Origin of the sequence: Escherichia sp. E2661 (assembly GCF_004745185.1) — a bacterium.
Classification (GTDB): Bacteria; Pseudomonadota; Gammaproteobacteria; order Enterobacterales; family Enterobacteriaceae; genus Escherichia.
The window spans coordinates 134,836-160,588 of record NZ_PDIG01000011.1; the positions used below are offsets into that span (position 1 = coordinate 134,836).

Annotated in this window: 18 protein-coding genes, 1 pseudogene and 1 riboswitch; of the genes and pseudogenes, 14 read left to right on the forward strand and 5 right to left on the reverse strand. The window is 53.4% G+C overall.

Going from position 1 to position 25,753, the window contains the following annotated elements:
* Positions 1-2: 2 nt before the first annotated feature.
* Positions 3-1,727, reverse strand: coding sequence for an acetolactate synthase 3 large subunit (gene ilvI, locus CRI63_RS06225; RefSeq protein WP_130204910.1), 1,725 nt, complete (start codon positions 1,725-1,727; stop codon positions 3-5).
* Positions 1,728-2,044: 317 nt separating this feature from the next.
* Positions 2,045-2,988, reverse strand: a pseudogene (leuO, locus tag CRI63_RS06230) (transcriptional regulator LeuO).
* A gap of 660 nt (positions 2,989-3,648) precedes the next feature.
* On the opposite strand from leuO, the gene leuL reads away from it, so the two are divergent.
* The 5 genes from leuL to leuD all read left to right on the forward strand — a co-directional run bounded on the left by leuL (position 3,649) and on the right by leuD (position 8,507).
* On the forward strand, positions 3,649-3,735 hold the full coding sequence (gene leuL, locus CRI63_RS06235; protein ID WP_001300467.1) for a leu operon leader peptide: 87 nt from the start codon (positions 3,649-3,651) through the stop codon (positions 3,733-3,735).
* Positions 3,736-3,825: 90 nt separating this feature from the next.
* On the forward strand, positions 3,826-5,397 hold the full coding sequence (gene leuA / locus CRI63_RS06240) for a 2-isopropylmalate synthase (RefSeq protein ID WP_135518832.1): 1,572 nt from the start codon (positions 3,826-3,828) through the stop codon (positions 5,395-5,397).
* Positions 5,397-6,488 (forward strand): 3-isopropylmalate dehydrogenase, encoded by a 1,092-nt coding sequence (gene leuB, locus CRI63_RS06245; protein WP_130204904.1) that lies wholly within the window; start codon positions 5,397-5,399, stop codon positions 6,486-6,488. The genes leuA and leuB overlap by 1 nt, the downstream gene beginning before the upstream one ends.
* A 2-nt stretch (positions 6,489-6,490) precedes the next feature.
* Positions 6,491-7,891: a 3-isopropylmalate dehydratase large subunit gene (leuC, locus tag CRI63_RS06250; protein ID WP_001140645.1), complete on the forward strand. Its 1,401-nt coding sequence runs from the start codon at positions 6,491-6,493 to the stop codon at positions 7,889-7,891.
* Positions 7,892-7,901: 10 nt separating this feature from the next.
* Positions 7,902-8,507: a 3-isopropylmalate dehydratase small subunit gene (gene leuD, locus CRI63_RS06255; protein ID WP_135518834.1), complete on the forward strand. Its 606-nt coding sequence runs from the start codon at positions 7,902-7,904 to the stop codon at positions 8,505-8,507.
* Positions 8,508-8,614: 107 nt separating this feature from the next.
* On the opposite strand, the gene sgrT is transcribed toward leuD, so the two are convergent.
* Positions 8,615-8,746 (reverse strand): glucose uptake inhibitor SgrT, encoded by a 132-nt coding sequence (sgrT, locus tag CRI63_RS06260; RefSeq protein ID WP_130257853.1) that lies wholly within the window; start codon positions 8,744-8,746, stop codon positions 8,615-8,617.
* Between the two features lie 88 nt (positions 8,747-8,834).
* Here sgrT and sgrR point away from each other — a divergent pair, with 88 nt between their 5' ends.
* The 4 genes from sgrR to thiQ all read left to right on the forward strand — a co-directional run bounded on the left by sgrR (position 8,835) and on the right by thiQ (position 13,906).
* Positions 8,835-10,490, forward strand: a complete 1,656-nt coding sequence (gene sgrR, locus CRI63_RS06265; RefSeq protein WP_135518836.1) for a DNA-binding transcriptional regulator SgrR — start codon at positions 8,835-8,837, stop codon at positions 10,488-10,490.
* 33 nt (positions 10,491-10,523) lie between these two features.
* Positions 10,524-10,623: riboswitch (TPP riboswitch) on the forward strand.
* Between the two features lie 31 nt (positions 10,624-10,654).
* The gene (gene thiB, locus CRI63_RS06270; protein ID WP_135518838.1) at positions 10,655-11,638 is read left to right on the forward strand and encodes a thiamine ABC transporter substrate binding subunit; all 984 of its coding nucleotides are present in this window, start codon (positions 10,655-10,657) and stop codon (positions 11,636-11,638) included.
* Positions 11,614-13,224, forward strand: a complete 1,611-nt coding sequence (gene thiP / locus CRI63_RS06275) for a thiamine/thiamine pyrophosphate ABC transporter permease ThiP (RefSeq protein ID WP_135518840.1) — start codon at positions 11,614-11,616, stop codon at positions 13,222-13,224. Before thiB ends, thiP begins: the two co-directional genes overlap by 25 nt.
* Complete coding sequence (gene thiQ, locus CRI63_RS06280) at positions 13,208-13,906, forward strand: thiamine ABC transporter ATP-binding protein ThiQ (protein WP_135518842.1); 699 nt, start codon at positions 13,208-13,210, stop codon at positions 13,904-13,906. The genes thiP and thiQ overlap by 17 nt, the downstream gene beginning before the upstream one ends.
* An 86-nt stretch (positions 13,907-13,992) precedes the next feature.
* On the opposite strand, the gene CRI63_RS06285 is transcribed toward thiQ, so the two are convergent.
* Together CRI63_RS06285 and araC are read right to left on the reverse strand one after the other, a co-directional pair.
* Positions 13,993-14,757 (reverse strand): DedA family protein, encoded by a 765-nt coding sequence (locus CRI63_RS06285; protein ID WP_135518844.1) that lies wholly within the window; start codon positions 14,755-14,757, stop codon positions 13,993-13,995.
* Between the two features lie 85 nt (positions 14,758-14,842).
* Entirely contained in the window at positions 14,843-15,721 is an 879-nt protein-coding gene (gene araC / locus CRI63_RS06290; RefSeq protein ID WP_130217548.1) for an arabinose operon transcriptional regulator AraC, read from the reverse strand.
* Positions 15,722-16,059: 338 nt separating this feature from the next.
* On the opposite strand from araC, the gene araB reads away from it, so the two are divergent.
* The 5 genes from araB to rapA all read left to right on the forward strand — a co-directional run bounded on the left by araB (position 16,060) and on the right by rapA (position 25,750).
* Positions 16,060-17,760, forward strand: coding sequence for a ribulokinase (gene araB / locus CRI63_RS06295; protein ID WP_135518846.1), 1,701 nt, complete (start codon positions 16,060-16,062; stop codon positions 17,758-17,760).
* A gap of 10 nt (positions 17,761-17,770) precedes the next feature.
* Positions 17,771-19,273, forward strand: a complete 1,503-nt coding sequence (araA, locus tag CRI63_RS06300) for an L-arabinose isomerase (protein ID WP_089579456.1) — start codon at positions 17,771-17,773, stop codon at positions 19,271-19,273.
* A 285-nt stretch (positions 19,274-19,558) separates the two neighbouring features.
* Complete coding sequence (gene araD, locus CRI63_RS06305; RefSeq protein WP_135518848.1) at positions 19,559-20,254, forward strand: L-ribulose-5-phosphate 4-epimerase; 696 nt, start codon at positions 19,559-19,561, stop codon at positions 20,252-20,254.
* Between the two features lie 74 nt (positions 20,255-20,328).
* The gene (gene polB, locus CRI63_RS06310; RefSeq protein WP_135518850.1) at positions 20,329-22,680 is read left to right on the forward strand and encodes a DNA polymerase II; all 2,352 of its coding nucleotides are present in this window, start codon (positions 20,329-20,331) and stop codon (positions 22,678-22,680) included.
* 163 nt (positions 22,681-22,843) lie between these two features.
* Entirely contained in the window at positions 22,844-25,750 is a 2,907-nt protein-coding gene (gene rapA, locus CRI63_RS06315; protein WP_130217450.1) for an RNA polymerase-associated protein RapA, read from the forward strand.
* Positions 25,751-25,753 lie beyond the last annotated feature (3 nt).

Genomic DNA, 25,753 nt, shown 5'->3' on the forward strand with positions numbered 1-25,753 from the left:
AATCAGGTTCTCTCCGTTTTGCTTAACCACATTTCATCCATTCCGCCGCCACGAATCTGCATCGGGTAGACGTGCTCGCTGCCATCAACAGTGACATCAACAAACACCAGGCGATTATTGCGGACCTGTTCCAGTGCCTCGCTAAGTTTGTTTTCCAGCTCTTGCGGATGAGAGATCTGGATCCCAACATGGCCATAGGCTTCCGCCAGACGAACGAAATCCGGTAGCGACTGCATATAAGATTGTGAATGGCGGCCGGAATAGATCATGTCCTGCCACTGCTTCACCATCCCCAGATAGCGGTTATTGAGATTCACCACCAGCACCGGCAGTTCATATTGCAAAGCGGTAGACAGTTCCTGAATGTTCATCTGAATGCTACCGTCGCCAGTGACGCAGACCACGGTTTCTTCTGGCAATGCCATTTTGACACCCAGCGCCGCAGGCAAACCAAAGCCCATAGTGCCAAGACCACCGGAGTTGATCCAGCGGCGCGGTTTGTCGAAAGGATAATAAAGCGCGGCGAACATCTGGTGCTGCCCGACGTCGGACGTGACATATGCATCGCCTTTCGTCAGCCGCCAGAGTGTCTCGATCACCGCTTGCGGTTTAATCTTTTCGCTCTGAGTATCGTATTTAAGGCACTGGCGAGCGCGCCACTGTTCAATCTGTTGCCACCAGTCACGAATTTCATCCAACGGTTGGTGAGCCGTTTCTTGTGCCAGCAACTCCAGCATTTGATCCAGCACCAACCGCGCGTCACCAACGATCGGAATGTCGGCGGTAACGGTTTTTGAGATCGACGTTGGATCGATATCAATATGTAAAACCGTTGCATTCGGGCAGTACTTGGCCAGATTGTTAGTGGTGCGATCGTCAAAGCGCACGCCGACCGCAAAAATAACATCGGCATTATGCATGGTCATATTGGCTTCGTAGGTGCCGTGCATTCCCAGCATCCCCAGCGCCTGACGATGCGTTGCCGGAAACGCCCCCAGCCCCATTAATGAAGAGACGACGGGAAGATTAAGCTGCTCAATAATCTGTTTGAGTTGTTGATGGCAACTCGCAGTCACGGCGCCGCCGCCAACGTAAACTACCGGTTTTTTCGCTGCCGCCAGTGTCTGCAATGCGCGTTTAATCTGCCCCTTATGACCCAGTGTTGTCGGGTTATAAGAACGCATACTGACCGACTCCGGCCAGACGTAGGGTAATTTGTTCGCCGGATTAAGAATATCTTTCGGTAAATCAACCACCACTGGCCCAGGACGACCACTTGCCGCCAGCCAGAATGCCTTTTTCAGCACCTGAGGAATGTCTTCCGTTTGCTTAACCAGGAAACTGTGTTTGACCACCGGGCGGGAAATTCCCACCATGTCGCACTCCTGAAAGGCATCGTAGCCTATCAGCGAGGTCGCTACCTGACCAGAAAGGACAACCAAGGGAATGGAGTCCATATAAGCAGTAGCGATACCAGTAATCGCGTTAGTCGCCCCAGGACCCGACGTCACCAGCACAACCCCCACTTCCCCGGTTGCACGTGCCAGGCCATCGGCCATATGCACAGCCGCTTGCTCATGACGAACTAATACGTGATCGATACCCCCCACGGTATGCAATGCATCGTAAATATCAAGGACCGCGCCTCCGGGATAACCGAATACTTGTTTAACGCCCTGATCGATAAGCGATCGGACGACCATCTCGGCTCCAGACAACATCTCCATGGCCTGCCTCACTGTTTGGCGGAAAAAATGTGTAAAACACATTAACCGTCCGATCTTGCTTAAGCAATTGGCAGACAGAGTCACAAACGTGAAGAAATAAGAATAAACAGGAGGAAAGGAGAAAAGAAACGATAAAATACTCCAGAATGAAGGCGTAAATTGATAATAAATTGGCTAGATTCGGCTACTTACAGCAATTTCTCTATTTTTTTAATTATTCATGAAATCTGGCACACATGCATTTAGAACAAAATTCTGCATTTAATAAAAAAAGCAGAATAAACCAGAAAGGAATGCCTGATTTATTCTGCTTTTGTTTAGCGTTTACATATAGAAATTAATTGCTCTTCCATCCACTGATGGCCTTTATCGCGCCCGGCAGCTTCATGCCAGGAGAGATAACAGGTTCTGCTATTCTGTTTTAATGGCAGCGGCAATATCTGTAATTCTAAAGATTCGGCGAACTCTTCAGCCAGCCAACGAGGCGCAATAGCGACCAGGTGAGTTTGCGACACCACGCTAAGGACGCTCATCATTGCCATGCCTGATAAGCAATACTGGCTTGCTTATCTACTGTGTCGTACCACGGTTGACTAAATGAGGCGAAACGATCGAGCGAAACCGCCGCATGTTGTTCGTTATAAACATCATGTTTCAGTAATGGACCTTTAATATGCGGATGGTTCTTACTGGCTACCAACACCATTTCATCTTTAAATAACGGCACACTGGTAAATTCAGGGCGGTGGAAATCTTCATAACTTATAACGAACTCCGTTTCCTGATAGCGCAACTGATGTTCAGTGTTCTGATTTAATGAAGACTTGAACATAACATGTATATTTGGCGCAATCTGCTCAATGTGATTATAAATCTGCGAGGTCAGAATGCTGTCTAACGGGCTGCAAACACAGAGATGGAATACCCGCTCGCTACTGGCTGGCTCAAAACCTGAACCTGGTAATTCGTTTTGCACTAATTGCAGCGCCTGGCGCACAGAACCAAAAAGTTGAAATGCGCGAGCGGTCGGCTGAATGCCACGACCATAACGAACAAACAACTCGTCATTAAACATCACTTTCAGGCGTGCAACAGCGTTACTGACCGCAGGTTGCGACATTCCCAGAACATGAGCGGCACGAGTAATATTCTGCTCCTGCATCACGGCATCGAAAACAGTTAATAAGTTTAGATCGACCATGCGCAGCTGTGGCTTACTAAAATCTGCTGGTTCTGGATGATCTGTTTTTACCTCTGGCATACTTAACTCCACTGTCACACTTAACTCCCTTTTCCTTACCGGAATGCAGAAAAAAAATAATCCTGAAAAATATGATTTACCATACATATAAAATAAGAAAAAGGAAAATGAGTAAAATTAGGAAAACATAAAGATAAGAGTTCTGTTTAAAACAAAACCCACCGCCGCGCAGAGAGTCTCCCACCACAGCATGATTATCTATAATGTTTTTGTCACACAAACAATATAATCATAATCACCATGAATGCTCAATCATCCGTGATATGTATAAAATCGCCACTTTAATTAAAAATTTATATATTAATCACCCATATCTTCCTTATTAACTTATCAATAATATAAGCCTCATCAATAATTAAACATTCATCGAATAAATAATTACAGAAAAATCATCAGGATGGGTTAGGTAATTGATACTATCTATACGTATATCACTTATTGATTAAATGCAATAAATTATGCTGAAGTATGTCAATTAATGAAAAGTGTGATCTGGCTGACAGAAATTAATATTGTTGGTTTATGTATACACAGCACAATTAGCTAATTTGATACATGCAAAATTACCGCTGAAAAGCCGCTTTTCTTACTACAGGGTTGACATCCGTTTTTGTATCCAGTAACTCTAAAAGCATATCGCATTCATCTGGAGCTGATTTAATGACTCACATCGTTCGCTTTATCGGTCTACTACTACTAAACGCATCTTCTTTGCGCGGTAGACGAGTGAGCGGCATCCAGCATTAAGCCAGCACGCAGTCAAAAAAAACCCGCGCCATTGCGCGGGTTTTTTTATGCCCGAAGCGAGGCGCTCTAAAAGAGACAAGGACCTAAACCATGAGCCAGCAAGTTATTATTTTCGATACCACATTACGCGACGGTGAACAGGCGTTACAGGCAAGTCTGAGTGCGAAAGAAAAACTGCAAATTGCGCTGGCCCTTGAGCGTATGGGTGTTGACGTAATGGAAGTTGGTTTCCCCGTCTCTTCGCCGGGCGATTTTGAATCGGTGCAAACCATCGCCCGCCAGGTCAAAAATAGCCGCGTATGTGCGTTAGCTCGCTGCGTGGAAAAAGATATCGATGTGGCGGCTGAATCTCTGAAAGTCGCCGAAGCCTTCCGTATTCATACCTTTATTGCGACCTCCCCAATGCACATCGCCACCAAGCTGCGCAGCACGCTGGATGAAGTGATCGAACGCGCTATCTATATGGTGAAACGCGCCCGTAATTACACCGATGACGTTGAATTTTCTTGCGAAGATGCCGGGCGTACCCCGATTACCGATCTGGCGCGAGTGGTCGAAGCGGCGATTAACGCCGGTGCCACCACCATCAACATTCCGGACACCGTGGGCTACACCATGCCGTTTGAGTTCGCCGGAATCATCAGCGGCCTGTATGAACGCGTGCCTAACATCGACAAAGCCATTATTTCTGTACACACCCACGACGATTTAGGCCTGGCAGTCGGTAACTCACTGGCGGCGGTACATGCCGGAGCACGGCAGGTAGAAGGCGCAATGAACGGGATCGGCGAACGCGCCGGAAACTGTTCGCTGGAAGAAGTGATCATGGCGATCAAAGTTCGTAAGGATATCCTCAACGTCCACACCGCCATTAATCACCAGGAGATATGGCGCACCAGCCAGTTAGTTAGCCAGATTTGTAATATGCCGATCCCGGCAAACAAAGCCATTGTTGGCAGCGGCGCATTCGCACACTCCTCCGGTATCCACCAGGATGGCGTGCTGAAAAACCGCGAAAACTACGAAATCATGACACCAGAATCTATTGGTCTGAACCAAATCCAGCTGAATCTGACTTCTCGTTCAGGCCGTGCGGCAGTGAAACACCGCATGGATGAGATGGGTTATAAAGAAAGTGAATATAATTTAGACAATTTGTACGACGCTTTCCTGAAGCTGGCGGACAAAAAAGGTCAGGTGTTTGATTACGATCTGGAGGCGCTGGCCTTCATCGGTAAGCAGCAAGAAGAGCCAGAGCATTTCCGTCTGGATTACTTCAGCGTGCAGTCTGGCTCTAACGATATTGCCACTGCCGCCGTCAAACTGGCCTGTGGCGAAGAAGTCAAAGCAGAAGCCGCTAACGGTAACGGTCCGGTCGATGCCGTCTATCAGGCCATTAACCGTATCACTGACTATAACGTCGAACTGGTGAAATACAGCCTGACCGCCAAAGGTCACGGTAAAGATGCGCTGGGTCAGGTGGATATCGTCGCCAACTACAACGGTCGCCGCTTCCACGGCGTCGGCCTGGCCACCGATATTGTCGAGTCCTCCGCCAAAGCCATGGTGCACGTACTGAACAATATCTGGCGCGCCGCAGAAGTCGAAAAAGAGTTGCAACGCAAAGCTCAACACAACGAAAACAACAAGGAAACCGTGTGATGTCGAAGAATTACCATATTGCCGTTTTGCCCGGAGATGGGATCGGGCCGGAAGTGATGACCCAGGCGCTGAAAGTGCTGGATGCCGTGCGCAACCGCTTTGCGATGCGCATCACCACCAGCCATTACGATGTAGGCGGCGCAGCCATTGATAACCACGGACAGCCGCTGCCGCCTGCGACGGTTGAAGGTTGCGAGCAAGCCGATGCCGTGCTGTTTGGCTCGGTAGGCGGCCCGAAGTGGGAACATTTACCACCAGACCAGCAACCAGAACGCGGCGCGCTGCTGCCTTTGCGTAAGCACTTCAAATTATTCAGCAATCTGCGTCCGGCAAAACTGTATCAGGGGCTGGAAGCATTCTGTCCACTACGTGCTGACATTGCCGCTAACGGCTTCGACATCCTGTGTGTGCGCGAACTGACCGGCGGCATCTATTTTGGTCAGCCAAAAGGCCGCGAAGGTAGCGGACAATATGAAAAAGCGTTTGATACCGAGGTGTATCACCGTTTTGAGATCGAACGCATCGCCCGTATCGCGTTTGAATCTGCCCGCAAGCGTCGTCGCAAAGTCACCTCGATCGACAAAGCCAATGTGCTGCAATCCTCTATTTTATGGCGGGAAATTGTTAATGAGATCGCCATTGAATATCCGGATGTCGAACTGGCGCATATGTACATCGACAACGCCACCATGCAGCTGATTAAAGATCCATCACAGTTTGACGTTCTGCTGTGCTCCAACCTGTTTGGCGACATTCTGTCTGACGAGTGCGCAATGATCACTGGCTCGATGGGGATGTTGCCTTCCGCCAGCCTGAACGAGCAAGGTTTTGGTCTGTATGAACCGGCAGGCGGCTCGGCTCCAGATATCGCTGGCAAAAACATCGCTAACCCGATTGCGCAAATTCTGTCGCTGGCGCTGCTGCTGCGTTACAGCCTGGATGCCGATGATGCGGCTTGCGCCATTGAACGCGCCATTAACCGCGCATTAGAAGAAGGCATTCGTACCGGGGATTTAGCCCGTGGCGCTGCCGCCGTTAGTACCGATGAAATGGGCGATATCATTGCCCGCTATGTGGCAGAAGGGGTGTAATCATGGCTAAGACGTTATACGAAAAATTGTTCGACGCTCACGTAGTGTACGAAGCCGAAAACGAAACCCCGCTGTTATATATCGACCGCCACCTGGTGCATGAAGTGACCTCACCGCAGGCGTTCGATGGCCTGCGCGCCCACGGTCGCCCGGTGCGTCAGCCGGGGAAAACCTTCGCCACTATGGATCACAACGTCTCAACTCAGACTAAAGACATTAATGCCTGCGGTGAAATGGCGCGGATCCAGATGCAGGAGCTGATCAAAAACTGCAAAGAATTTGGCGTCGAGCTGTATGACCTGAATCACCCGTATCAGGGGATCGTCCACGTAATGGGGCCAGAACAGGGCGTCACCTTGCCGGGGATGACCATTGTCTGTGGCGACTCGCACACCGCCACCCACGGCGCATTTGGCGCACTGGCCTTTGGTATCGGCACTTCCGAAGTTGAACACGTACTGGCAACGCAAACCCTGAAACAGGGTCGTGCGAAGACCATGAAAATTGAAGTCCAGGGCAAAGCCGCACCGGGCATTACCGCGAAAGATATCGTGCTGGCGATCATTGGTAAAACCGGCAGCGCTGGCGGCACCGGGCATGTGGTGGAGTTTTGCGGCGAAGCAATTCGTGATTTAAGCATGGAAGGTCGTATGACCCTGTGCAATATGGCAATCGAAATGGGCGCGAAAGCCGGTCTGGTTGCACCTGACGAAACCACCTTTAACTATGTCAAAGGCCGTCTGCATGCGCCGAAAGGCAAAGATTTTGACGATGCCGTCGCCTACTGGAAAACCCTGCAAACCGACGAAGGCGCAACTTTCGATACTGTTGTGACTCTGCAAGCAGAAGAGATCGCCCCGCAGGTCACCTGGGGAACGAACCCCGGTCAGGTGATCTCCGTGAACGACAATATTCCCGACCCGGCTTCGTTTGCTGATCCTGTTGAACGCGCGTCGGCAGAAAAAGCGCTGGCCTATATGGGACTGAAACCGGGCATTCCACTGACAGAAGTGGCTATCGACAAAGTGTTTATCGGTTCTTGCACCAACTCGCGCATTGAAGATTTACGCGCGGCAGCGGAAATCGCCAAAGGGCGAAAAGTCGCGCCAGGCGTACAGGCACTGGTGGTTCCCGGCTCTGGCCCGGTAAAAGCTCAGGCGGAAGCGGAAGGTCTGGACAAAATCTTTATTGAAGCCGGTTTTGAATGGCGTTTGCCTGGCTGCTCAATGTGTCTGGCGATGAACAACGACCGTCTGAATCCGGGCGAACGTTGCGCCTCCACCAGCAACCGTAACTTTGAAGGCCGCCAGGGGCGCGGCGGGCGCACGCATCTGGTCAGCCCGGCAATGGCTGCCGCCGCGGCTGTGACCGGACATTTCGCCGACATTCGCAACATTAAATAAGGAGCACACCATGGCAGAGAAATTTATCAAACATACAGGCCTGGTGGTTCCGCTGGATGCCGCCAATGTCGATACCGATGCGATTATCCCGAAACAGTTTCTGCAGAAAGTGACGCGTACTGGTTTTGGCGCGCATCTGTTTAACGACTGGCGTTTTCTGGATGAAAAAGGCCAACAGCCAAACCCGGACTTCGTGCTGAACTTCCCGCAATATCAGGGCGCATCGATTTTGCTGGCACGAGAGAACTTCGGCTGCGGCTCCTCGCGTGAGCACGCACCGTGGGCATTGACCGACTACGGTTTTAAAGTGGTGATTGCGCCGAGTTTCGCTGACATCTTCTATGGCAACAGCTTTAACAACCAACTGCTGCCGGTGAAATTAAGTGATGCAGAAGTGGATGAGTTGTTTGCACTGGTGCAAACCAATCCAGGGATTCATTTCGCCGTGGATCTGGAAGCGCAAGAGGTGAAAGCGGGTGATAAAACGTATCGTTTTTCTATCGATGCCTTCCGCCGCCACTGCATGATGAATGGTCTGGACAGCATCGGTCTGACCCTGCAGCACGACGACGCTATTGCCACTTATGAAGAGAAGCAACCGGCGTTTATGCGTTAATTTGTACACCGTCCGGCACTCAATCGCCAAAAAGAAAAAAGCCAGCAGGTATTCACTGCTGGCGTGGCGATTAACACCAATACTCAGTCACACATGATGTCCGCAAATCAGTATTCAGAATCACTCCCCTCCCACTGCATCAGTTCTTCAAGCATGGCTAAACGCTGTGGAACGCTTAACCAACGCAGCCAGCACAACGTCGCTATCGCGGTAAAATAGTGCTGATAAAACTGACGCATGGGGCACCTCCTTGCTTCATCGTTAGGAATTATTGACTTAATATAGGGAAAATAAAATTGCTGACTTTTGCGCAGGAGTTCCCCTTTTATGCCATCTGCTCGTCTGCAACAACAGTTCATCCGCCTGTGGCAATGCTGCGAGGGTAAATCGCAGGACACGACGCTCAACGAACTGGCGGAGTTATTGAGCTGCTCCCGTCGTCATATGCGCACCCTGCTCAACACCATGCAAGATCGCGGCTGGTTAACATGGGAAGCTGAAGTTGGGCGCGGTAAACGCTCGCGTCTGACATTCCTCTACACCGGGCTGGCGCTTCAGCAACAGCGGGCGGAAGACCTGCTGGAACAGGATCGCATCGACCAGTTGGTGCAGTTAGTCGGTGATAAAACTGCCGTGCGGCAAATGCTGGTTTCTCATCTGGGCCGCAGCTTCCGCCAGGGGCGGCATATCCTGCGCGTGCTCTACTATCGCCCGTTGCGCAACCTGCTGCCCGGCAGCGCATTGCGCCGTTCCGAAACCCATATCGCCCGGCAAATCTTCAGTGCGTTAACCCGAATAAATGAGGAAAATGGGGAACTGGAGGCGGACATCGCCCACCACTGGCAGCAAATTTCCCCACTTCACTGGCGCTTCTTTTTACGTCCGGGGATCCATTTTCATCATGGTCGTGAACTGGAAATGGACGACATCATCGCCTCTTTAAAACGAATCAATACGCTGCCGCTCTATTCGCATATTGCTGACATTGTGTCGCCGACGCCCTGGACACTGGACATCCATCTCACACAGCCAGACCACTGGTTGCCGTTACTGCTGGCGCAAGTTCCGGCGATGATCCTGCCGCGTGAATGGGAAACCCTCAGCAATTTTGCCAGCCACCCTATCGGTACCGGTCCGTATGCGGTAATGCGTAACAGCACTAACCAACTGAAAATTCAGGCATTCGATGATTTCTTCGGTTATCGGGCATTAATCGACGAAGTTAACGTCTGGGTCTTGCCGGAAATTGCCGATGACCCCGCAGGAGGCCTGATGCTGAAAGGGCCGCAGGGCGAGGAAAAAGAGATTGAAAGTCGCCTTGAAGAAGGTTGCTACTATCTACTGTTCGACAGCCGCACCCATCGCGGGGCGAATCAGCAAGTCAGAGACTGGATAAGCTATGTACTTTCGCCGACCAATCTGGTTTATTTCGCCGAGGAACAGTACCAGCAACTGTGGTTTCCGGCCTATGGGTTGCTCCCCCGCTGGCACCATGCCCGCCCAACACATTGCGAAAAACCTGCCGGGCTGGAACATCTCACCCTGACCTTTTATCAGGATCATATTGAACATCGGGTGATTGCCAGGATCATGCAGCAGATTCTGGCAAGTCACCAGGTCACGCTGGAAATCAAAGAGATCAGCTACGATCAGTGGCACGAAGGTGAGATCGAAAGCGACATCTGGCTTAACAGCGCCAACTTTACGCTGCCGCTGGATTTTTCGCTGTTCGCGCACTTGTGCGAAGTACCGCTGCTACAACACTGTATTCCTCTCGACTGGCAAGCCGACGCCGCCCGCTGGCGTAATGGCGAGATGAATCTGGCGAACTGGTGCCAGCAACTGGTCGCCAGTAAAGCAATGGTGCCGCTGATCCACCACTGGCTGATTATTCAGGGACAACGCAGTATGCGCGGCCTGCGCATGAACACCCTCGGCTGGTTCGATTTTAAATCAGCGTGGTTTGCGCCACCGGATCCATGATTGCTGGTTGATAACAAAATCACTACACTAACGCCGTTCTCAACGGGGTGCCACGCAGACGCGTGCGCTGAGAAAATACCCGTCGAACCTGATCCGGATAACGCCGGCGAAGGGATTTGAGGCTCCTTCTCAAGTCCTTTGCCACTCTTTTTTTGAGGTGCAAAGTGTTAAAAAAATGTCTTCCCCTGCTGTTGCTGTGCACAGCGCCTGTTTTCGCTAAACCCGTTCTGACTGTTTATACCTACGATTCCTTCGCCGCCGACTGGGGACCAGGTCCGGTGGTTAAAAAAGCCTTTGAAGCCGACTGTAATTGCGAACTGAAACTGGTGGCGCTGGAAGATGGCGTTTCGCTTCTCAACCGTCTACGGATGGAAGGCAAAAACAGCAAAGCCGATGTGGTGCTGGGGCTGGATAACAACTTGTTAGACGCCGCCAGCAAAACCGGATTGTTTGCCAAAAGCGGTGTGGCAGCGGATGCCGTTAACGTTCCCGGCGGCTGGAATAATGACACTTTCGTACCGTTTGATTACGGCTACTTCGCCTTCGTTTATGACAAGAACAAACTGAAAAATCCGCCGCAAAGCCTGAAGGAGCTGGTTGAGAGCGATCAAAACTGGCGGGTAATTTATCAGGATCCGCGCACCAGTACGCCGGGGCTGGGTCTGCTGTTGTGGATGCAAAAAGTCTATGGCGATGACGCCCTGCAAGCCTGGCAGAAGCTGGCGAAGAAAACCGTCACAGTCACCAAAGGCTGGAGCGAAGCCTACGGCCTGTTTTTAAAAGGCGAAAGCGATCTGGTACTGAGCTACACCACCTCTCCGGCTTATCACATTCTTGAAGAGAAAAAAGATAACTACGCCGCTGCGAACTTCAGCGAAGGTCACTATCTGCAAGTGGAAGTTGCCGCCCGCACCGCTGCCAGCAAGCAGCCGGAGCTGGCGCAAAAATTCCTCCAGTTTATGGTTTCTCCGGCTTTCCAGAATGCGATTCCAACCGGCAACTGGATGTATCCGGTGGCAAATGTCACGCTGCCTGCCGGGTTTGAACAATTGACCAAACCGGCCACCACGCTGGAGTTCACGCCAGTCGAAGTGGCAGCACAACGTCAGGCATGGATTAGCGAATGGCAACGCGCCGTCAGCCGTTAATTCCTGGCTGGTTAATTCCAGGTGTAAGCGCCGCTACGCTTGTGGTGGCGGTTGCACTGGCGGCGTTTCTCGCCCTGTGGTGGAACGCGCCGCAGGGTAGCTGGGCGGCAATCTGGCAGGACAGCTACCTGTGGCATGTGGTGCGCTTCTCCTTCTGGCAGGCGTTTCTCTCGGCGCTGCTCTCTGTCGTACCCGCAATATTCCTTGCCCGCGCGCTTTATCGCAGGCGCTTTCCGGGGCGGTTGGCGCTGTTGCGTCTGTGCGCAATGACCTTGATCCTCCCGGTGCTGGTCGCCGTTTTCGGCATTCTTAGCGTCTATGGTCGCCAGGGCTGGCTGGCATCGCTCTGGCAATCGCTTGGTCTGGAGTGGACATTTTCGCCCTACGGCCTGCAAGGCATTTTGCTGGCGCATGTATTTTTTAATCTGCCGATGGCGAGCCGCTTATTACTCCAGGCGCTGGAAAACATTCCCGGCGAACAACGTCAACTTGCCGCCCAGCTTGGGATGCGCGGCTGGCATTTTTTCCGCTTCGTCGAATGGCCGTGGTTACGGCGACAAATCCCGCCGGTTGCTGCGCTTATCTTTATGCTCTGTTTCGCCAGCTTCGCCACCGTGCTATCGCTGGGGGGCGGTCCGCAAGCGACGACTATCGAGCTGGCAATCTATCAGGCGCTGAGTTACGACTACGATCCTGCCCGCGCGGCGATGCTGGCGCTGATCCAGATGGTGTGCTGTCTCGGTCTGGTGCTGCTGAGTCAGCGATTAAGTAAGGCCATTGCGCCTGGCACCACGCTGCTGCAAGGCTGGCGCGACCCGGACGAGCGTCTGCATAGCCGCATTTGCGACACTGTGTTGATCGTGCTGGCGCTGCTGCTGTTGCTGCCACCGTTACTGGCGGTGATCGTCGATGGAGTAAATCGCCAGTTGCCGGAAGTGCTGGCACAACCGGTGCTGTGGCAGGCGCTGTGGACCTCGTTGCATATTGCACTGGCGGCAGGCGTATTGTGCGTAGTGCTGACCATGATGCTGCTATGGAGCAGTCGCGAACTGCGGGCGCGACAAAAAATGCCGGCGGGTCAGGCGCTGGAGATGAGCGGCATGTTGATCCTCGCCATGCCGGGGATTGTGCTGGCTACCGGCTTCTTTTTGCTGCTTAACAACACCATTGGCCTGCCACAATCTGCTGACGGCATTGTGATTTTCACCAATGCGTTAATGGCGATCCCTTACGCGCTGAAGGTGCTGGAAAACCCAATGCGCGATATCACCGCCCGCTACAGCATGTTGTGTCAGTCGCTGGGCATTGAAGGCTGGTCGCGCTTAAAAGTGGTGGAGCTGCGCGCTCTGAAACGTCCGCTGGCGCAGGCGCTGGCCTTTGCCTGCGTGTTGTCGATTGGTGATTTTGGCGTGGTGGCGTTGTTCGGTAACGATGATTTCCGCACCCTGCCGTTTTATCTCTACCAGCAAATTGGCTCCTATCGCAGCCAGGACGGCGCGGTCACCGCGTTAATTCTGCTGCTGCTCTGTTTTCTGCTGTTTACCGTGATTGAAAAACTACCGGGGCGAAATGTTAAAACTGACTGATATCACCTGGCTTTACCACCATTTGCCGATGCGTTTTAGCTTAACGGTGGAGCGCGGCGAGCAGGTGGCGATCCTCGGGCCAAGCGGCGCGGGTAAAAGTACCCTACTGAATTTGATCGCCGGTTTTCTGACGCCAGCCAGCGGTTCGCTGACTATCGACGGCGTTGATCACACCACGACGCCGCCGTCACGCCGTCCGGTATCGATGCTGTTTCAGGAGAACAACCTGTTCAGTCACCTGACGGTCGCGCAGAACATCGGGCTGGGGCTTAATCCGGGCTTGAAACTAAATGTGGCACAGCAGGAGAAAATGCACGCTATTGCCCGTCAGATGGGAATTGATAATTTAATGGCGCGGTTACCGGGCGAGCTTTCTGGCGGTCAGCGACAACGCGTGGCATTAGCGCGTTGCCTGGTGCGCGAACAACCGATTTTATTGCTCGATGAGCCGTTCTCCGCGCTCGACCCGGCGCTACGCCAGGAGATGCTGACGCTGGTGAGTACGAGCTGCCAGCAGCAAAAAATGACGTTATTGATGGTGTCGCACAGTGTGGAAGATGCGGCGCGGATCGCCACGCGCTCGGTGGTGGTCGCCGACGGGCGTATCGCCTGGCAGGGTAAGACCGATGAATTGTTGAGCGGTAAGGCGAGTGCTTCGGCACTATTGGGGATTACGGGTTAGTATGCACTGTCGGATGCGGCGTGAACGCCTTATCCGACCTACGGGTGCGTTTTGTCCGCATCAGTCGCCCCGCACAAGACTATGCCCTAAACCCCAACCACTTTACGCAATATATCGATATACATCGGCATCAACGGATGGCGAATTAACACCACCAGAGCCACCACGCCAATGGCAGAAATCAACGGTGCCAGCCACAGCAAATGACCACGCGACAAATAATGACTTAAACGATCGGTTACCTTGCCGCTGCGCCATAATCGCCAGCACAACCAACCGCCACCCCACAAAAACACCGCCGTCGCCAGCAGCAACCATTTAAACTCGCCACTCTGCATTCCGGCAGGAATATCGATCGCCGCGCCCGCCAGAATCCCCGGCAGGAAGTAAAACGGTGGCCATAACAGGCAGCCGATAATATTTGGCGTGATAAATTTTGCCACCGGGAGATCCAGCATCCCCGCCACCATTGGCACTAGCGGGCGCGTCGGCCCGACAAAGCGCCCGACCAGAATGGTAAACATGCTGTGCTGATGCAGCGCATGCTCGGTTTTATCGAGTAGCGCTTTGTTTTTCTTCAGAAATGACCAGCGATGCAACGGCTTTTTAAACCGCCAGCCCAGCCAGAAGGAGATCCAGTCGCCCATCAGGCAGCCAACAATCCCCGCCAGCCAGGCGTGCCAGAAACTTAACTCGCCGCTACCTATCAGCGCCCCCAGCCCCGCCATCAGCACCGTACCGGGCAGAATCAAACCGACCAGCGCCAGTGACTCCAGAAAGGCCACCAACACCACCGCCATCAATGAATACACAGTGGATTGGGTAATAAAGTGTTCCAGCAATGCTTGCATAATGTGCCTGTCAAATGGACGAAGCAGGGATTCTGCAAACCCAATGCTACTCCGTCAAGCCGTCAATCGTCTGATTCGTTACCAATTATGACAACCTGAGAGCTACATCATTCACTTTTTCTTCACAACCGGCACGGAACTCGCTCGGGCTGGCGCCTGTACATTTTTTAAATACCCGCGAGAAATAGAGCTGATCGTCAAAGCCAACATTGCGTCCGACGGTGGCGATAGGCATACGAGTCGTGCTCAATAGCAGCTTCGCCTGACTGATGCGTTGATCCTCGCGCCAGCTTAAGACGCTAATCCCTAATTGCTGGCGGAACAGATGCGACAGACGCGACGGAGACAGACAAACATGCTGTGCGACACTGGCAATATCAAAATTGCTGTCCGCAAGGTGATCGCTGATGTACTGACAAGCCTCGCGTACCCGATTATCCATTGGCGGATGTAGCGACTCATTAATGACTTCCATGCGCCGCAGTAACAATTGCTCAAGAAGATTTATCGCCAGCAACTCCGAATAGCGCCCTTCCCCTTGTCCGGCATTGATAATTTGCCCGAACAAATCGCTGAAATGCGGCTGATGCGCTTCGTTCGGGCGAAAGAAACCGGTATTGGCAAATATCGACGGCCAGTTAAGCCATTCGTGCCAGTAAGCGCGGGGGCGAAAGTAAACCCACTGGTGATACCATTCGCGGGCCTCCGGATGACGACCGTAGTGATGAATTTCTCCCGGCGGGAATAGCAAAATATCGCCTGGCCGGCAGACAAATTCTCGCCCCTGGTTTTTCACTATGCCCTGTCCGCGAATGGTGAGATTGAGAATATAGCCTTTCATTCCCAGCGGTCGGTCGATAAAAAAATCGAGATAACCGTTGGCCTCAATCGGCGTTAAACCCGCCACCAGATGGGCGTTGAACGAGTAACCCGGCAGCAAGGGATCATTTTGCGCTTCAGCCATACTTTTCATACTCCCGCCATTCAGAGAAGAAACCAATTGTCCATATTGCATCAGACATTGTCGTCACTGCGTCTTTTACTGGCTCTTCTCGCTAATCCAACCGGCAACCCCGCTTGTGAAAAGCATTTTGTAACAAAGGGGGGCAAAAGCCATGACAAAAACGCGTAACAAAAGTGTCTATAATCACGGCAGAAAAGTCCACATTGATTATTTGCACGGCGTCACACTTTGCTATGCCATAGCATTTTTATCCATAAGATTAGCGGATCCTGCCTGACGCTTTTTTTCGCAACTCTCTACTGTTTCTCCATACCCGTTTTTTTGGATGGAGTGAAACGATGGCGATTGCAATTGGCCTCGATTTTGGCAGTGATTCTGTGCGAGCTTTGGCGGTGGAATGCGCCACCGGTGAAGAGATCGCCACCAGCGTAGAGTGGTATCCCCGTTGGCAGGAAGGGCAATTTTGTGACGCCCCAAATAACCAGTTCCGTCATCATCCGCGTGACTACATTGAGTCAATGGAAGTGGTGCTGAAAACCGTGCTGGCCGCGCTTAGCGCCGAACAACGCGCTGACGTGGTCGGCATTGGCGTTGACAGTACCGGCTCCACACCTGCGCCAATCGACGCCGACGGCAACGTGCTGGCGCTACGCCCGGAGTTTGCCGAAAACCCGAACGCGATGTTCGTTTTGTGGAAAGACCACACGGCGGTTGAAGAAGCGGAAGAGATCACCCGCTTGTGTCATACACCGGGCAAAACTGACTACTCTCGCTATATTGGCGGTATTTATTCCAGCGAATGGTTCTGGGCAAAAATCCTGCATGTGACTCGCCAGGATAGCGCCGTGGCGCAATCTGCCGCATCGTGGATTGAACTGTGCGACTGGGTACCCGCCCTGCTCTCCGGCACCACACGCCCGCAGGATATTCGCCGCGGACGCTGTAGCGCCGGGCATAAATCTCTGTGGCACGAAAGCTGGGGCGGTTTACCGCCAGCCAGTTTCTTTGATGAGCTGGACCCGATCCTCAACCGTCATTTACCTTCCCCGCTGTTCACTGACACCTGGACTGCCGATATTCCGGTGGGCACCTTATGCCCGGAATGGGCGCAGCGTCTCGGCCTGCCTGAAAGCGTGGTGATTTCCGGCGGCGCGTTTGACTGCCATATGGGCGCAGTCGGCGCAGGCGCACAGCCTAACGCACTGGTAAAAGTTATCGGTACTTCCACCTGCGACATTCTGATTGCCGACAAACAGAGCGTTGGCGAGCGGGCAGTTAAAGGCATTTGCGGTCAGGTTGATGGCAGCGTTGTTCCTGGATTTATCGGTCTGGAAGCAGGTCAGTCGGCGTTTGGTGATATCTACGCCTGGTTTGGTCGCGTACTCGGCTGGCCGCTGGAACAGCTTGCCGCCCAGCATCCGGAACTGAAAGAGCAAATCAAAGCCAGCCAGAAACAACTGCTTCCGGCGCTGACCGAAGCATGGGCTCAAAACCCGTCTCTGGATCACCTGCCAGTAGTACTCGACTGGTTTAACGGTCGTCGCACGCCAAACGCTAACCAACGTCTGAAAGGGGTGATTACCGACCTGAACCTCGCTACCGACGCTCCACTACTGTTCGGCGGTTTAATTGCCGCTACCGCTTTTGGCGCGCGCGCAATTCAGGAGTGCTTCACCAACCAGGGGATCGCCGTAAACAACGTGATGGCGCTGGGCGGCATCGCGCGGAAAAACCAGGTGATTATGCAAGCCTGCTGCGACGTACTGAATCGCCCGCTGCAAATTGTTGCCTCTGACCAATGCTGTGCGCTCGGTGCGGCGATTTTTGCTGCCGTCGCCGCGAAAGTGCATGCCGACATCCCAACAGCACAACAAAAAATGGCCAGTGCGGTAGAGAAAACCCTGCAACCGTGCAGCGAACAGGCACAACGCTTTGAACAGCTTTATCGCCGCTATCAGCAGTGGGCGGTAAGCGCCGAACAACACTATCTTCCAACTTCCGCCCTGGCACAGGCTGCCCAGGCCGTTCCGACTCTATAAGGACACGACAATGACGATTTTTGATAATTATGAAGTGTGGTTTGTAATTGGCAGCCAGCATTTGTATGGCCCGGAAACCCTGCGTCAGGTCACCCAACATGCCGAGCACGTCGTTAATGCGCTGAATACGGAAGCGAAACTGCCCTGCAAACTGGTGCTGAAACCGCTGGGTACCACGCCGGACGAAATCACCGCAATTTGCCGCGATGCCAATTACGACGATCGTTGCGCGGGTCTGGTGGTGTGGCTGCACACCTTCTCCCCGGCCAAAATGTGGATCAACGGCCTGACCATGCTCAACAAACCGTTGCTGCAATTCCACACCCAGTTCAACGCGGCGCTGCCGTGGGACAGCATCGACATGGACTTTATGAACCTGAACCAGACTGCACACGGCGGTCGCGAGTTCGGTTTCATCGGCGCGCGTATGCGTCAGCAACATGCCGTCGTTACCGGTCACTGGCAGGATAAACAAGCACATGAGCGTATCGGCTCCTGGATGCGTCAGGCGGTATCTAAACAGGATACCCGTCATCTGAAAGTCTGCCGTTTTGGCGATAACATGCGTGAAGTGGCGGTCACTGACGGCGATAAAGTTGCCGCACAGATCAAGTTCGGTTTCTCCGTCAATACCTGGGCGGTTGGCGATCTGGTGCAGGTAGTAAACTCCATCAGCGACGGCGATGTTAACGCGCTGGTCGATGAGTACGAAAGCTGCTACACCATGACGCCTGCCACTCAAATCCACGGCGAAAAACGACAGAACGTGCTGGAAGCGGCGCGTATTGAGCTGGGGATGAAGCGTTTCCTGGAACAAGGTGGCTTCCACGCGTTCACCACCACCTTTGAAGATTTGCACGGTCTGAAACAGCTTCCTGGTCTGGCCGTACAGCGTCTGATGCAGCAGGGTTACGGCTTTGCGGGCGAAGGCGACTGGAAAACTGCCGCCCTGCTTCGCATCATGAAGGTGATGTCAACCGGTCTGCAGGGCGGCACCTCCTTTATGGAGGACTACACCTATCACTTCGAGAAAGGTAATGACCTGGTGCTCGGCTCCCATATGCTGGAAGTCTGTCCGTCGATCGCTGTGGAAGAGAAACCGATCCTCGACGTTCAGCATCTCGGTATTGGTGGTAAGGACGATCCTGCCCGCCTGATCTTCAATACCCAAACCGGTCCGGCGATTGTCGCCAGCCTGATTGATCTCGGCGATCGTTATCGTCTGTTGGTTAACTGCATCGACACGGTGAAAACACCGCACTCCCTGCCGAAACTGCCGGTGGCGAACGCGCTGTGGAAAGCGCAACCGGATCTGCCGACCGCTTCCGAAGCGTGGATCCTTGCCGGTGGCGCGCACCATACCGTCTTCAGCCATGCGCTGACCCTCAACGATATGCGCCAGTTCGCCGAGATGCACGACATTGAAATCACGGTGATTGATAACGATACCCGCCTGCCAGCGTTTAAAGACGCGCTGCGCTGGAACGAAGTGTATTACGGATTTCGTCGCTAAGTAGCCGCATCAGGTATGTAACGCCTGATGCGACGCTGACGCGTCTTATCAGGCCTACACGCTGCGATTTTGTAGACCGGATAAGCAAAGCGCATCCGGCATTCAGCGCCTGATGCGACGCTGACGCGTCTTACCAGACCTACACGCTGCGATTTTGTAGGCCGGATAAGCAAAGCGCATCCGGCATTCAGCGCCTGATGCGACGCTGGCGCGTCTTATCTGACCTACGCGCTGCGATTTTGTAGACCGGATAAGCAACAGCGCATCCGGCACGAAGGAGTCAACATGTTAGAAGATCTCAAACGCCAGGTTTTAGAAGCCAACCTGGCGCTCCCAAAACACAACCTGGTCACTCTGACCTGGGGCAACGTCAGCGCCGTTGATCGCGAGCGCGGCGTCTTTGTGATCAAACCTTCCGGCGTCGATTACAGCATCATGACCGCCGACGATATGGTCGTGGTCAGCATCGAAACCGGTGAAGTGGTTGAAGGTACGAAAAAGCCCTCCTCCGACACGCCAACTCACCGACTGCTCTATCAGGCATTTCCGTCCATTGGCGGCATTGTTCACACCCACTCCCGCCATGCCACCATCTGGGCGCAGGCGGGTCAGTCAATTCCGGCTACCGGCACCACCCACGCCGACTATTTCTACGGCACCATTCCCTGCACCCGCAAAATGACCGACGCCGAAATCAATGGCGAATATGAGTGGGAAACGGGCAAAGTGATCGTTGAAACCTTCGAAAAACAGGGTATCGACGCAGCGCAAATGCCTGGCGTTCTGGTCCATTCTCACGGTCCGTTTGCGTGGGGTAAAAACGCCGAAGATGCGGTGCATAACGCTATCGTGCTGGAAGAGGTCGCTTATATGGGGATTTTCTGCCGCCAGCTGGCCCCGCAGCTCCCTGATATGCAGCAAACCTTGCTGGATAAGCACTATCTGCGTAAGCATGGTGCAAAGGCGTATTACGGGCAGTAATGACTGTATAAAACCACAGCCAGTCAAACGAAACCAGGCTATACTCAAGCCTGGTTTTTTATTGGATTTTCAGCGTGGCGCAGGCAGGTTTTATCTTAACCCGACACTGGCGGGATACCCCTCAAGGGACCGAAGTTTCTTTCTGGCTGGCAACGGACAACGGGCCGTTGCACGTTACGCTTGCGCCGCAAGAGTCCGTGGCGTTTATTCCCGCCGATCAGGTTCTCCGCGCTCAGCATATTTTGCAGGGTGAACAAGGCTTTCGTCTGACACCGCTGGCGTTAAAGGATTTTCACCGTCAGCCGGTGTATGGCCTTTACTGTCGCGCCCATCGCCAGTTGATGAATTACGAAAAGCGCCTGCGTGAAGGTGGCGTTACCGTCTACGAGGCTGATGTGCGCCCGCCAGAACGCTATCTGATGGAGCGTTTTATCACCGCTCCAGTGTGGGTCGAGGGAGATATGCGCAATGGCGCTATCGTTAATGCTCGCCTGAAACCGCATCCCGACTATCGTCCGCCGCTCAAGTGGGTTTCTATTGATATTGAAACCACCCGCCACGGTGAGCTGTACTGCATCGGCCTGGAAGGCTGCGGGCAGCGCATCGTTTATATGCTGGGGCCAGAGAATGGCGACGCCTCCACGCTCGATTTCGAACTGGAGTACGTTGCCAGCCGCCCGCAGCTGCTGGAAAAACTTAACGCCTGGTTTGCAAATCACGATCCCGATGTGATCATCGGCTGGAACGTGGTGCAGTTCGATCTGCGAATGCTGCAAAAACACGCCGAGCGTTACCGTATTCCACTGCGTCTGGGGCGCGATAACAGCGAGCTGGAGTGGCGCGAGCACGGCTTTAAAGACGGCGTCTTTTTCGCCCAGGCCAAAGGTCGGCTAATTATCGACGGTATCGAGGCGCTGAAATCCGCGTTCTGGAATTTCTCTTCATTCTCACTGGAAACTGTCGCTCAGGAGCTATTAGGCGAAGGAAAATCTATCGATAACCCGTGGGATCGGATGGACGAAATTGACCGCCGTTTCGCCGAAGATAAGCCCGCACTGGCGACTTATAACCTGAAAGATTGCGAACTGGTAACGCAGATTTTCCACAAAACTGAAATCATGCCATTTTTACTCGAACGAGCAACGGTGAACGGCCTGCCGGTGGATCGGCACGGGGGTTCGGTGGCAGCGTTTGGTCATCTCTATTTTCCGCGAATGCACCGCGCTGGTTATGTCGCGCCTAATCTCGGCGAAGTGCCGCCGCACGCCAGCCCTGGCGGCTACGTGATGGATTCGCGGCCAGGGCTTTATGATTCAGTATTGGTGCTAGACTACAAAAGCCTGTACCCGTCGATCATCCGCACCTTTCTGATTGATCCCGTCGGGCTGGTGGAAGGCATGGCGCAGCCTGATCCACAGCACAGCACCGAAGGTTTTCTCGATGCCTGGTTCTCGCGGGAAAAACATTGCCTGCCAGAGATTGTGACTAACATCTGGCACGGGCGTGATGAAGCCAAACGTCAGGGCAACAAGCCGCTGTCGCAGGCTCTGAAGATCATTATGAATGCCTTTTATGGCGTGCTCGGCACCACCGCCTGCCGCTTTTTCGATCCGCGCCTGGCCTCGTCGATCACCATGCGTGGTCATCAGATCATGCGGCAAACCAAAGCATTGATTGAAGCGCAGGGCTACGACGTGATCTACGGCGATACCGACTCAACGTTTGTTTGGCTGAAAGGCGCACATTCGGAAGAAGAGGCGGCGAAAATCGGTCGTGCACTGGTGCAGCACGTTAACGCCTGGTGGGCGGAAACGCTGCAAAAACAACGGCTGACCAGCGCATTAGAACTGGAGTATGAAACCCATTTCTGCCGTTTTCTGATGCCAACCATTCGCGGAGCCGATACCGGCAGTAAAAAGCGTTATGCCGGGCTGATTCAGGAGGGTGACAAACAGCGGATGGTGTTTAAAGGGCTGGAAACCGTGCGCACCGACTGGACGCCGCTGGCCCAGCAGTTTCAGCAGGAACTTTACCTGCGCATCTTCCGCAACGAGCCATATCAGGAATACGTACGCGAAACCATCGACAAACTGATGGCGGGCGAACTGGATGCCCAACTGGTTTACCGTAAACGGCTGCGCCGTCCGCTGAGCGAATATCAGCGTAATGTACCGCCACATGTACGCGCTGCACGCCTTGCCGATGAAGAAAACCAAACACGCGGTCGCCCCTTGCAATACCAGAACCGTGGCACCATTAAGTACGTATGGACCACCAACGGCCCGGAGCCGCTGGACTATCAACGTTCACCGCTGGATTACGAACACTATCTGACCCGCCAGCTTCAGCCAGTGGCGGAAGGAATACTCCCCTTTATTGAGGATAATTTTGCTACACTTATGACCGGGCAACTTGGGCTATTTTGAGCAAAAAAAGAGTTCGTCAGATACCATTTTGATGCGTGACGAATGCCTTGCCATCCAGTACCATAGCGCCCTTTCCATTCCTGGACCTGAATAACACCACTACCACATTAGCCTGGTAGCGGGTAGTTATTGCCTGCAATTAAAGATATAGAGCCAAACACATATGCCTTTTACACTTGGTCAACGCTGGATCAGCGATACAGAAAGCGAATTAGGACTTGGAACCGTTGTCGCGGTGGATGCGCGAACTGTCACATTACTTTTCCCATCTACTGGTGAAAACCGTCTGTACGCACGCAGTGATTCCCCCGTGACCCGCGTGATGTTCAACCCTGGTGATACCATTACCAGCCATGACGGCTGGCAGATGCAAGTCGAAGAAGTAAAAGAAGAAAATGGCTTGCTGACCTATATCGGTACTCGCCTGGATAATGAAGAGTCCGGCGTGGCCCTGCGTGAAGTTTTCCTTGATAGCAAACTGGTGTTCAGCAAACCGCAGGACCGTCTGTTTGCCGGACAGATTGACCGTATGGACCGCTTTGCGCTGCGTTATCGCGCGCGTAAGTATTCCAGCGAACAGTTCCGTATGCCGTACAGCGGCCTGCGCGGTCAGCGTACCAGTCTGATCCCGCACCAGCTCAACATCGCTCATGATGTTGGTCGCCGCCACGCGCCGCGCGTTCTGCTGGCTGACGAAGTGGGTTTAGGGAAAACCATTGAAGCTGGGATGATCCTGCATCAGCAGTTGCTCTCTGGCGCTGCTGAACGTGTGCTGATTATCGTACCGGAAACTTTACAGCATCAGTGGCTGGTGGAAATGCTGCGCCGTTTCAACCTGCGCTTTGCGCTGTTTGATGATGAGCGTTATGCCGAAGCTCAGCACGATGCTTACAACCCGTTCGACACCGAACAGCTGGTGATTTGCTCGCTGGATTTTGCCCGTCGTAGCAAACAGCGTCTGGAACACCTCTGTGAAGCCGAGTGGGATCTGCTGGTGGTCGATGAAGCGCATCACCTGGTGTGGAGCGAAGACGCGCCGAGCCGTGAATATCAGGCTATTGAACAACTGGCAGAGCACGTGCCGGGCGTTCTGCTGCTGACCGCAACCCCGGAACAACTGGGAATGGAAAGCCACTTCGCCCGTCTGCGTCTGCTGGACCCGAACCGTTTCCACGATTTCGCGCAGTTCGTTGAAGAGCAGAAAAATTATCGTCCGGTTGCGGACGCCGTTGCCATGCTGCTGGCAGGTAACAAACTGAGCAATGACGAACTGAACATGCTTGGCGAGATGATCGGCGAGCAGGATATTGAGCCGCTGTTGCAAGCAGCAAACAGCGACAGCGAAGATGCCCAGAGCGCCCGTCAGGAACTGGTTTCGATGCTGATGGATCGCCACGGCACCAGCCGCGTGCTGTTCCGTAACACGCGTAACGGTGTGAAAGGCTTCCCGAAACGCGAGCTGCACACTATTAAGCTGCCGCTGCCGACGCAGTATCAGACCGCTATTAAAGTCTCCGGCATTATGGGCGCACGCAAAAGTGCTGAAGATCGCGCTCGCGATATGCTCTACCCGGAGCGTATTTATCAGGAATTTGAAGGCGATAACGCCACCTGGTGGAACTTCGATCCGCGCGTTGAATGGCTGATGGGCTACCTGACCAGCCATCGTTCTCAGAAAGTGCTGGTGATCTGCGCCAAAGCTGCCACTGCGCTGCAACTGGAGCAAGTACTGCGCGAACGTGAAGGTATTCGCGCCGCGGTGTTCCACGAAGGCATGTCGATTATCGAACGTGACCGCGCTGCCGCCTGGTTCGCCGAAGAAGACACCGGCGCGCAGGTACTGCTGTGCTCGGAAATCGGTTCTGAAGGACGTAACTTCCAGTTCGCCAGCCACATGGTAATGTTCGATCTGCCGTTCAACCCGGATCTGCTGGAGCAGCGTATTGGTCGTCTGGATCGTATCGGTCAGGCGCACGATATTCAGATCCATGTGCCATATCTGGAAAAAACCGCTCAGTCAGTACTGGTGCGCTGGTATCACGAAGGTCTGGATGCATTCGAGCACACCTGCCCGACCGGACGCACTATTTACGATAGCGTATACAACGATCTGATTAACTATCTGGCTTCACCGGATCAAACCGAAGGCTTTGACGATCTGATCAAAAACTGCCGCGAGCAACATGAAGCGCTGAAAGCACAGCTGGAACAGGGTCGTGACCGCCTGCTGGAAATCCATTCCAACGGTGGCGAAAAAGCCCAGGCACTGGCAGAAAGCATTGAAGAGCAGGATGACGATACCAACCTGATCGCCTTCGCCATGAACCTGTTCGATATCATCGGTATCAATCAGGACGATCGCGGCGACAACATGATCGTGCTGACGCCGTCCGATCATATGCTGGTGCCGGACTTCCCTGGCCTGTCGGAAGACGGTATTACCATCACCTTCGACCGTGAAGTGGCGCTGGCGCGTGAAGATGCACAGTTTATTACCTGGGAGCATCCGCTCATCCGCAACGGTCTGGATCTGATCCTCTCTGGCGATACTGGTAGCAGCACGATTTCACTGTTGAAAAACAAAGCATTGCCGGTAGGTACACTATTGGTAGAGCTGATTTACGTGGTTGAAGCCCAGGCGCCGAAGCAGTTGCAGCTTAACCGCTTCCTGCCGCCGACACCGGTACGTATGCTGCTGGATAAAAACGGCAACAACCTGGCGGCGCAGGTGGAGTTTGAAACCTTTAACCGTCAGCTTAACGCGGTGAACCGTCACACCGGCAGCAAACTGGTTAACGCCGTGCAGCAGGATGTTCACGCTATCCTCCAGTTGGGTGAAGCGCAGATCGAGAAATCTGCCCGTGCATTGATTGATGCAGCGCGTAACGAAGCCGACGAAAAACTGTCTGCCGAGCTGTCTCGTCTGGAAGCGCTGCGCGCAGTGAACCCGAACATTCGTGACGACGAACTGACCGCCATTGAGAGCAACCGTCAGCAGGTAATGGAAAGCCTGGATCAGGCAGGCTGGCGTCTGGATGCCCTGCGTTTGATCGTTGTAACGCATCAGTAACGG

What these genes read in the sequence shown, in the direction of transcription:
- ilvI (WP_130204910.1), bottom strand. Translation starts at nt 1,727, where the DNA reads ATGGAGATGTTGTCTGGAGCCGAGATGGTCGTCCGATCGCTTATCGAT.
- leuL (WP_001300467.1), top strand. Translation starts at nt 3,649, where the DNA reads ATGACTCACATCGTTCGCTTTATCGGTCTACTACTACTAAACGCATCT.
- leuA (WP_135518832.1), top strand. Translation starts at nt 3,826, where the DNA reads ATGAGCCAGCAAGTTATTATTTTCGATACCACATTACGCGACGGTGAA.
- leuB (WP_130204904.1), top strand. Translation starts at nt 5,397, where the DNA reads ATGTCGAAGAATTACCATATTGCCGTTTTGCCCGGAGATGGGATCGGG.
- leuC (WP_001140645.1), top strand. Translation starts at nt 6,491, where the DNA reads ATGGCTAAGACGTTATACGAAAAATTGTTCGACGCTCACGTAGTGTAC.
- leuD (WP_135518834.1), top strand. Translation starts at nt 7,902, where the DNA reads ATGGCAGAGAAATTTATCAAACATACAGGCCTGGTGGTTCCGCTGGAT.
- sgrT (WP_130257853.1), bottom strand. Translation starts at nt 8,746, where the DNA reads ATGCGTCAGTTTTATCAGCACTATTTTACCGCGATAGCGACGTTGTGC.
- sgrR (WP_135518836.1), top strand. Translation starts at nt 8,835, where the DNA reads ATGCCATCTGCTCGTCTGCAACAACAGTTCATCCGCCTGTGGCAATGC.
- thiP (WP_135518840.1), top strand. Translation starts at nt 11,614, where the DNA reads ATGGCAACGCGCCGTCAGCCGTTAATTCCTGGCTGGTTAATTCCAGGT.
- thiQ (WP_135518842.1), top strand. Translation starts at nt 13,208, where the DNA reads ATGTTAAAACTGACTGATATCACCTGGCTTTACCACCATTTGCCGATG.
- CRI63_RS06285 (WP_135518844.1), bottom strand. Translation starts at nt 14,757, where the DNA reads ATGCAAGCATTGCTGGAACACTTTATTACCCAATCCACTGTGTATTCA.
- araC (WP_130217548.1), bottom strand. Translation starts at nt 15,721, where the DNA reads ATGGCTGAAGCGCAAAATGATCCCTTGCTGCCGGGTTACTCGTTCAAC.
- araB (WP_135518846.1), top strand. Translation starts at nt 16,060, where the DNA reads ATGGCGATTGCAATTGGCCTCGATTTTGGCAGTGATTCTGTGCGAGCT.
- araA (WP_089579456.1), top strand. Translation starts at nt 17,771, where the DNA reads ATGACGATTTTTGATAATTATGAAGTGTGGTTTGTAATTGGCAGCCAG.
- araD (WP_135518848.1), top strand. Translation starts at nt 19,559, where the DNA reads ATGTTAGAAGATCTCAAACGCCAGGTTTTAGAAGCCAACCTGGCGCTC.
- rapA (WP_130217450.1), top strand. Translation starts at nt 22,844, where the DNA reads ATGCCTTTTACACTTGGTCAACGCTGGATCAGCGATACAGAAAGCGAA.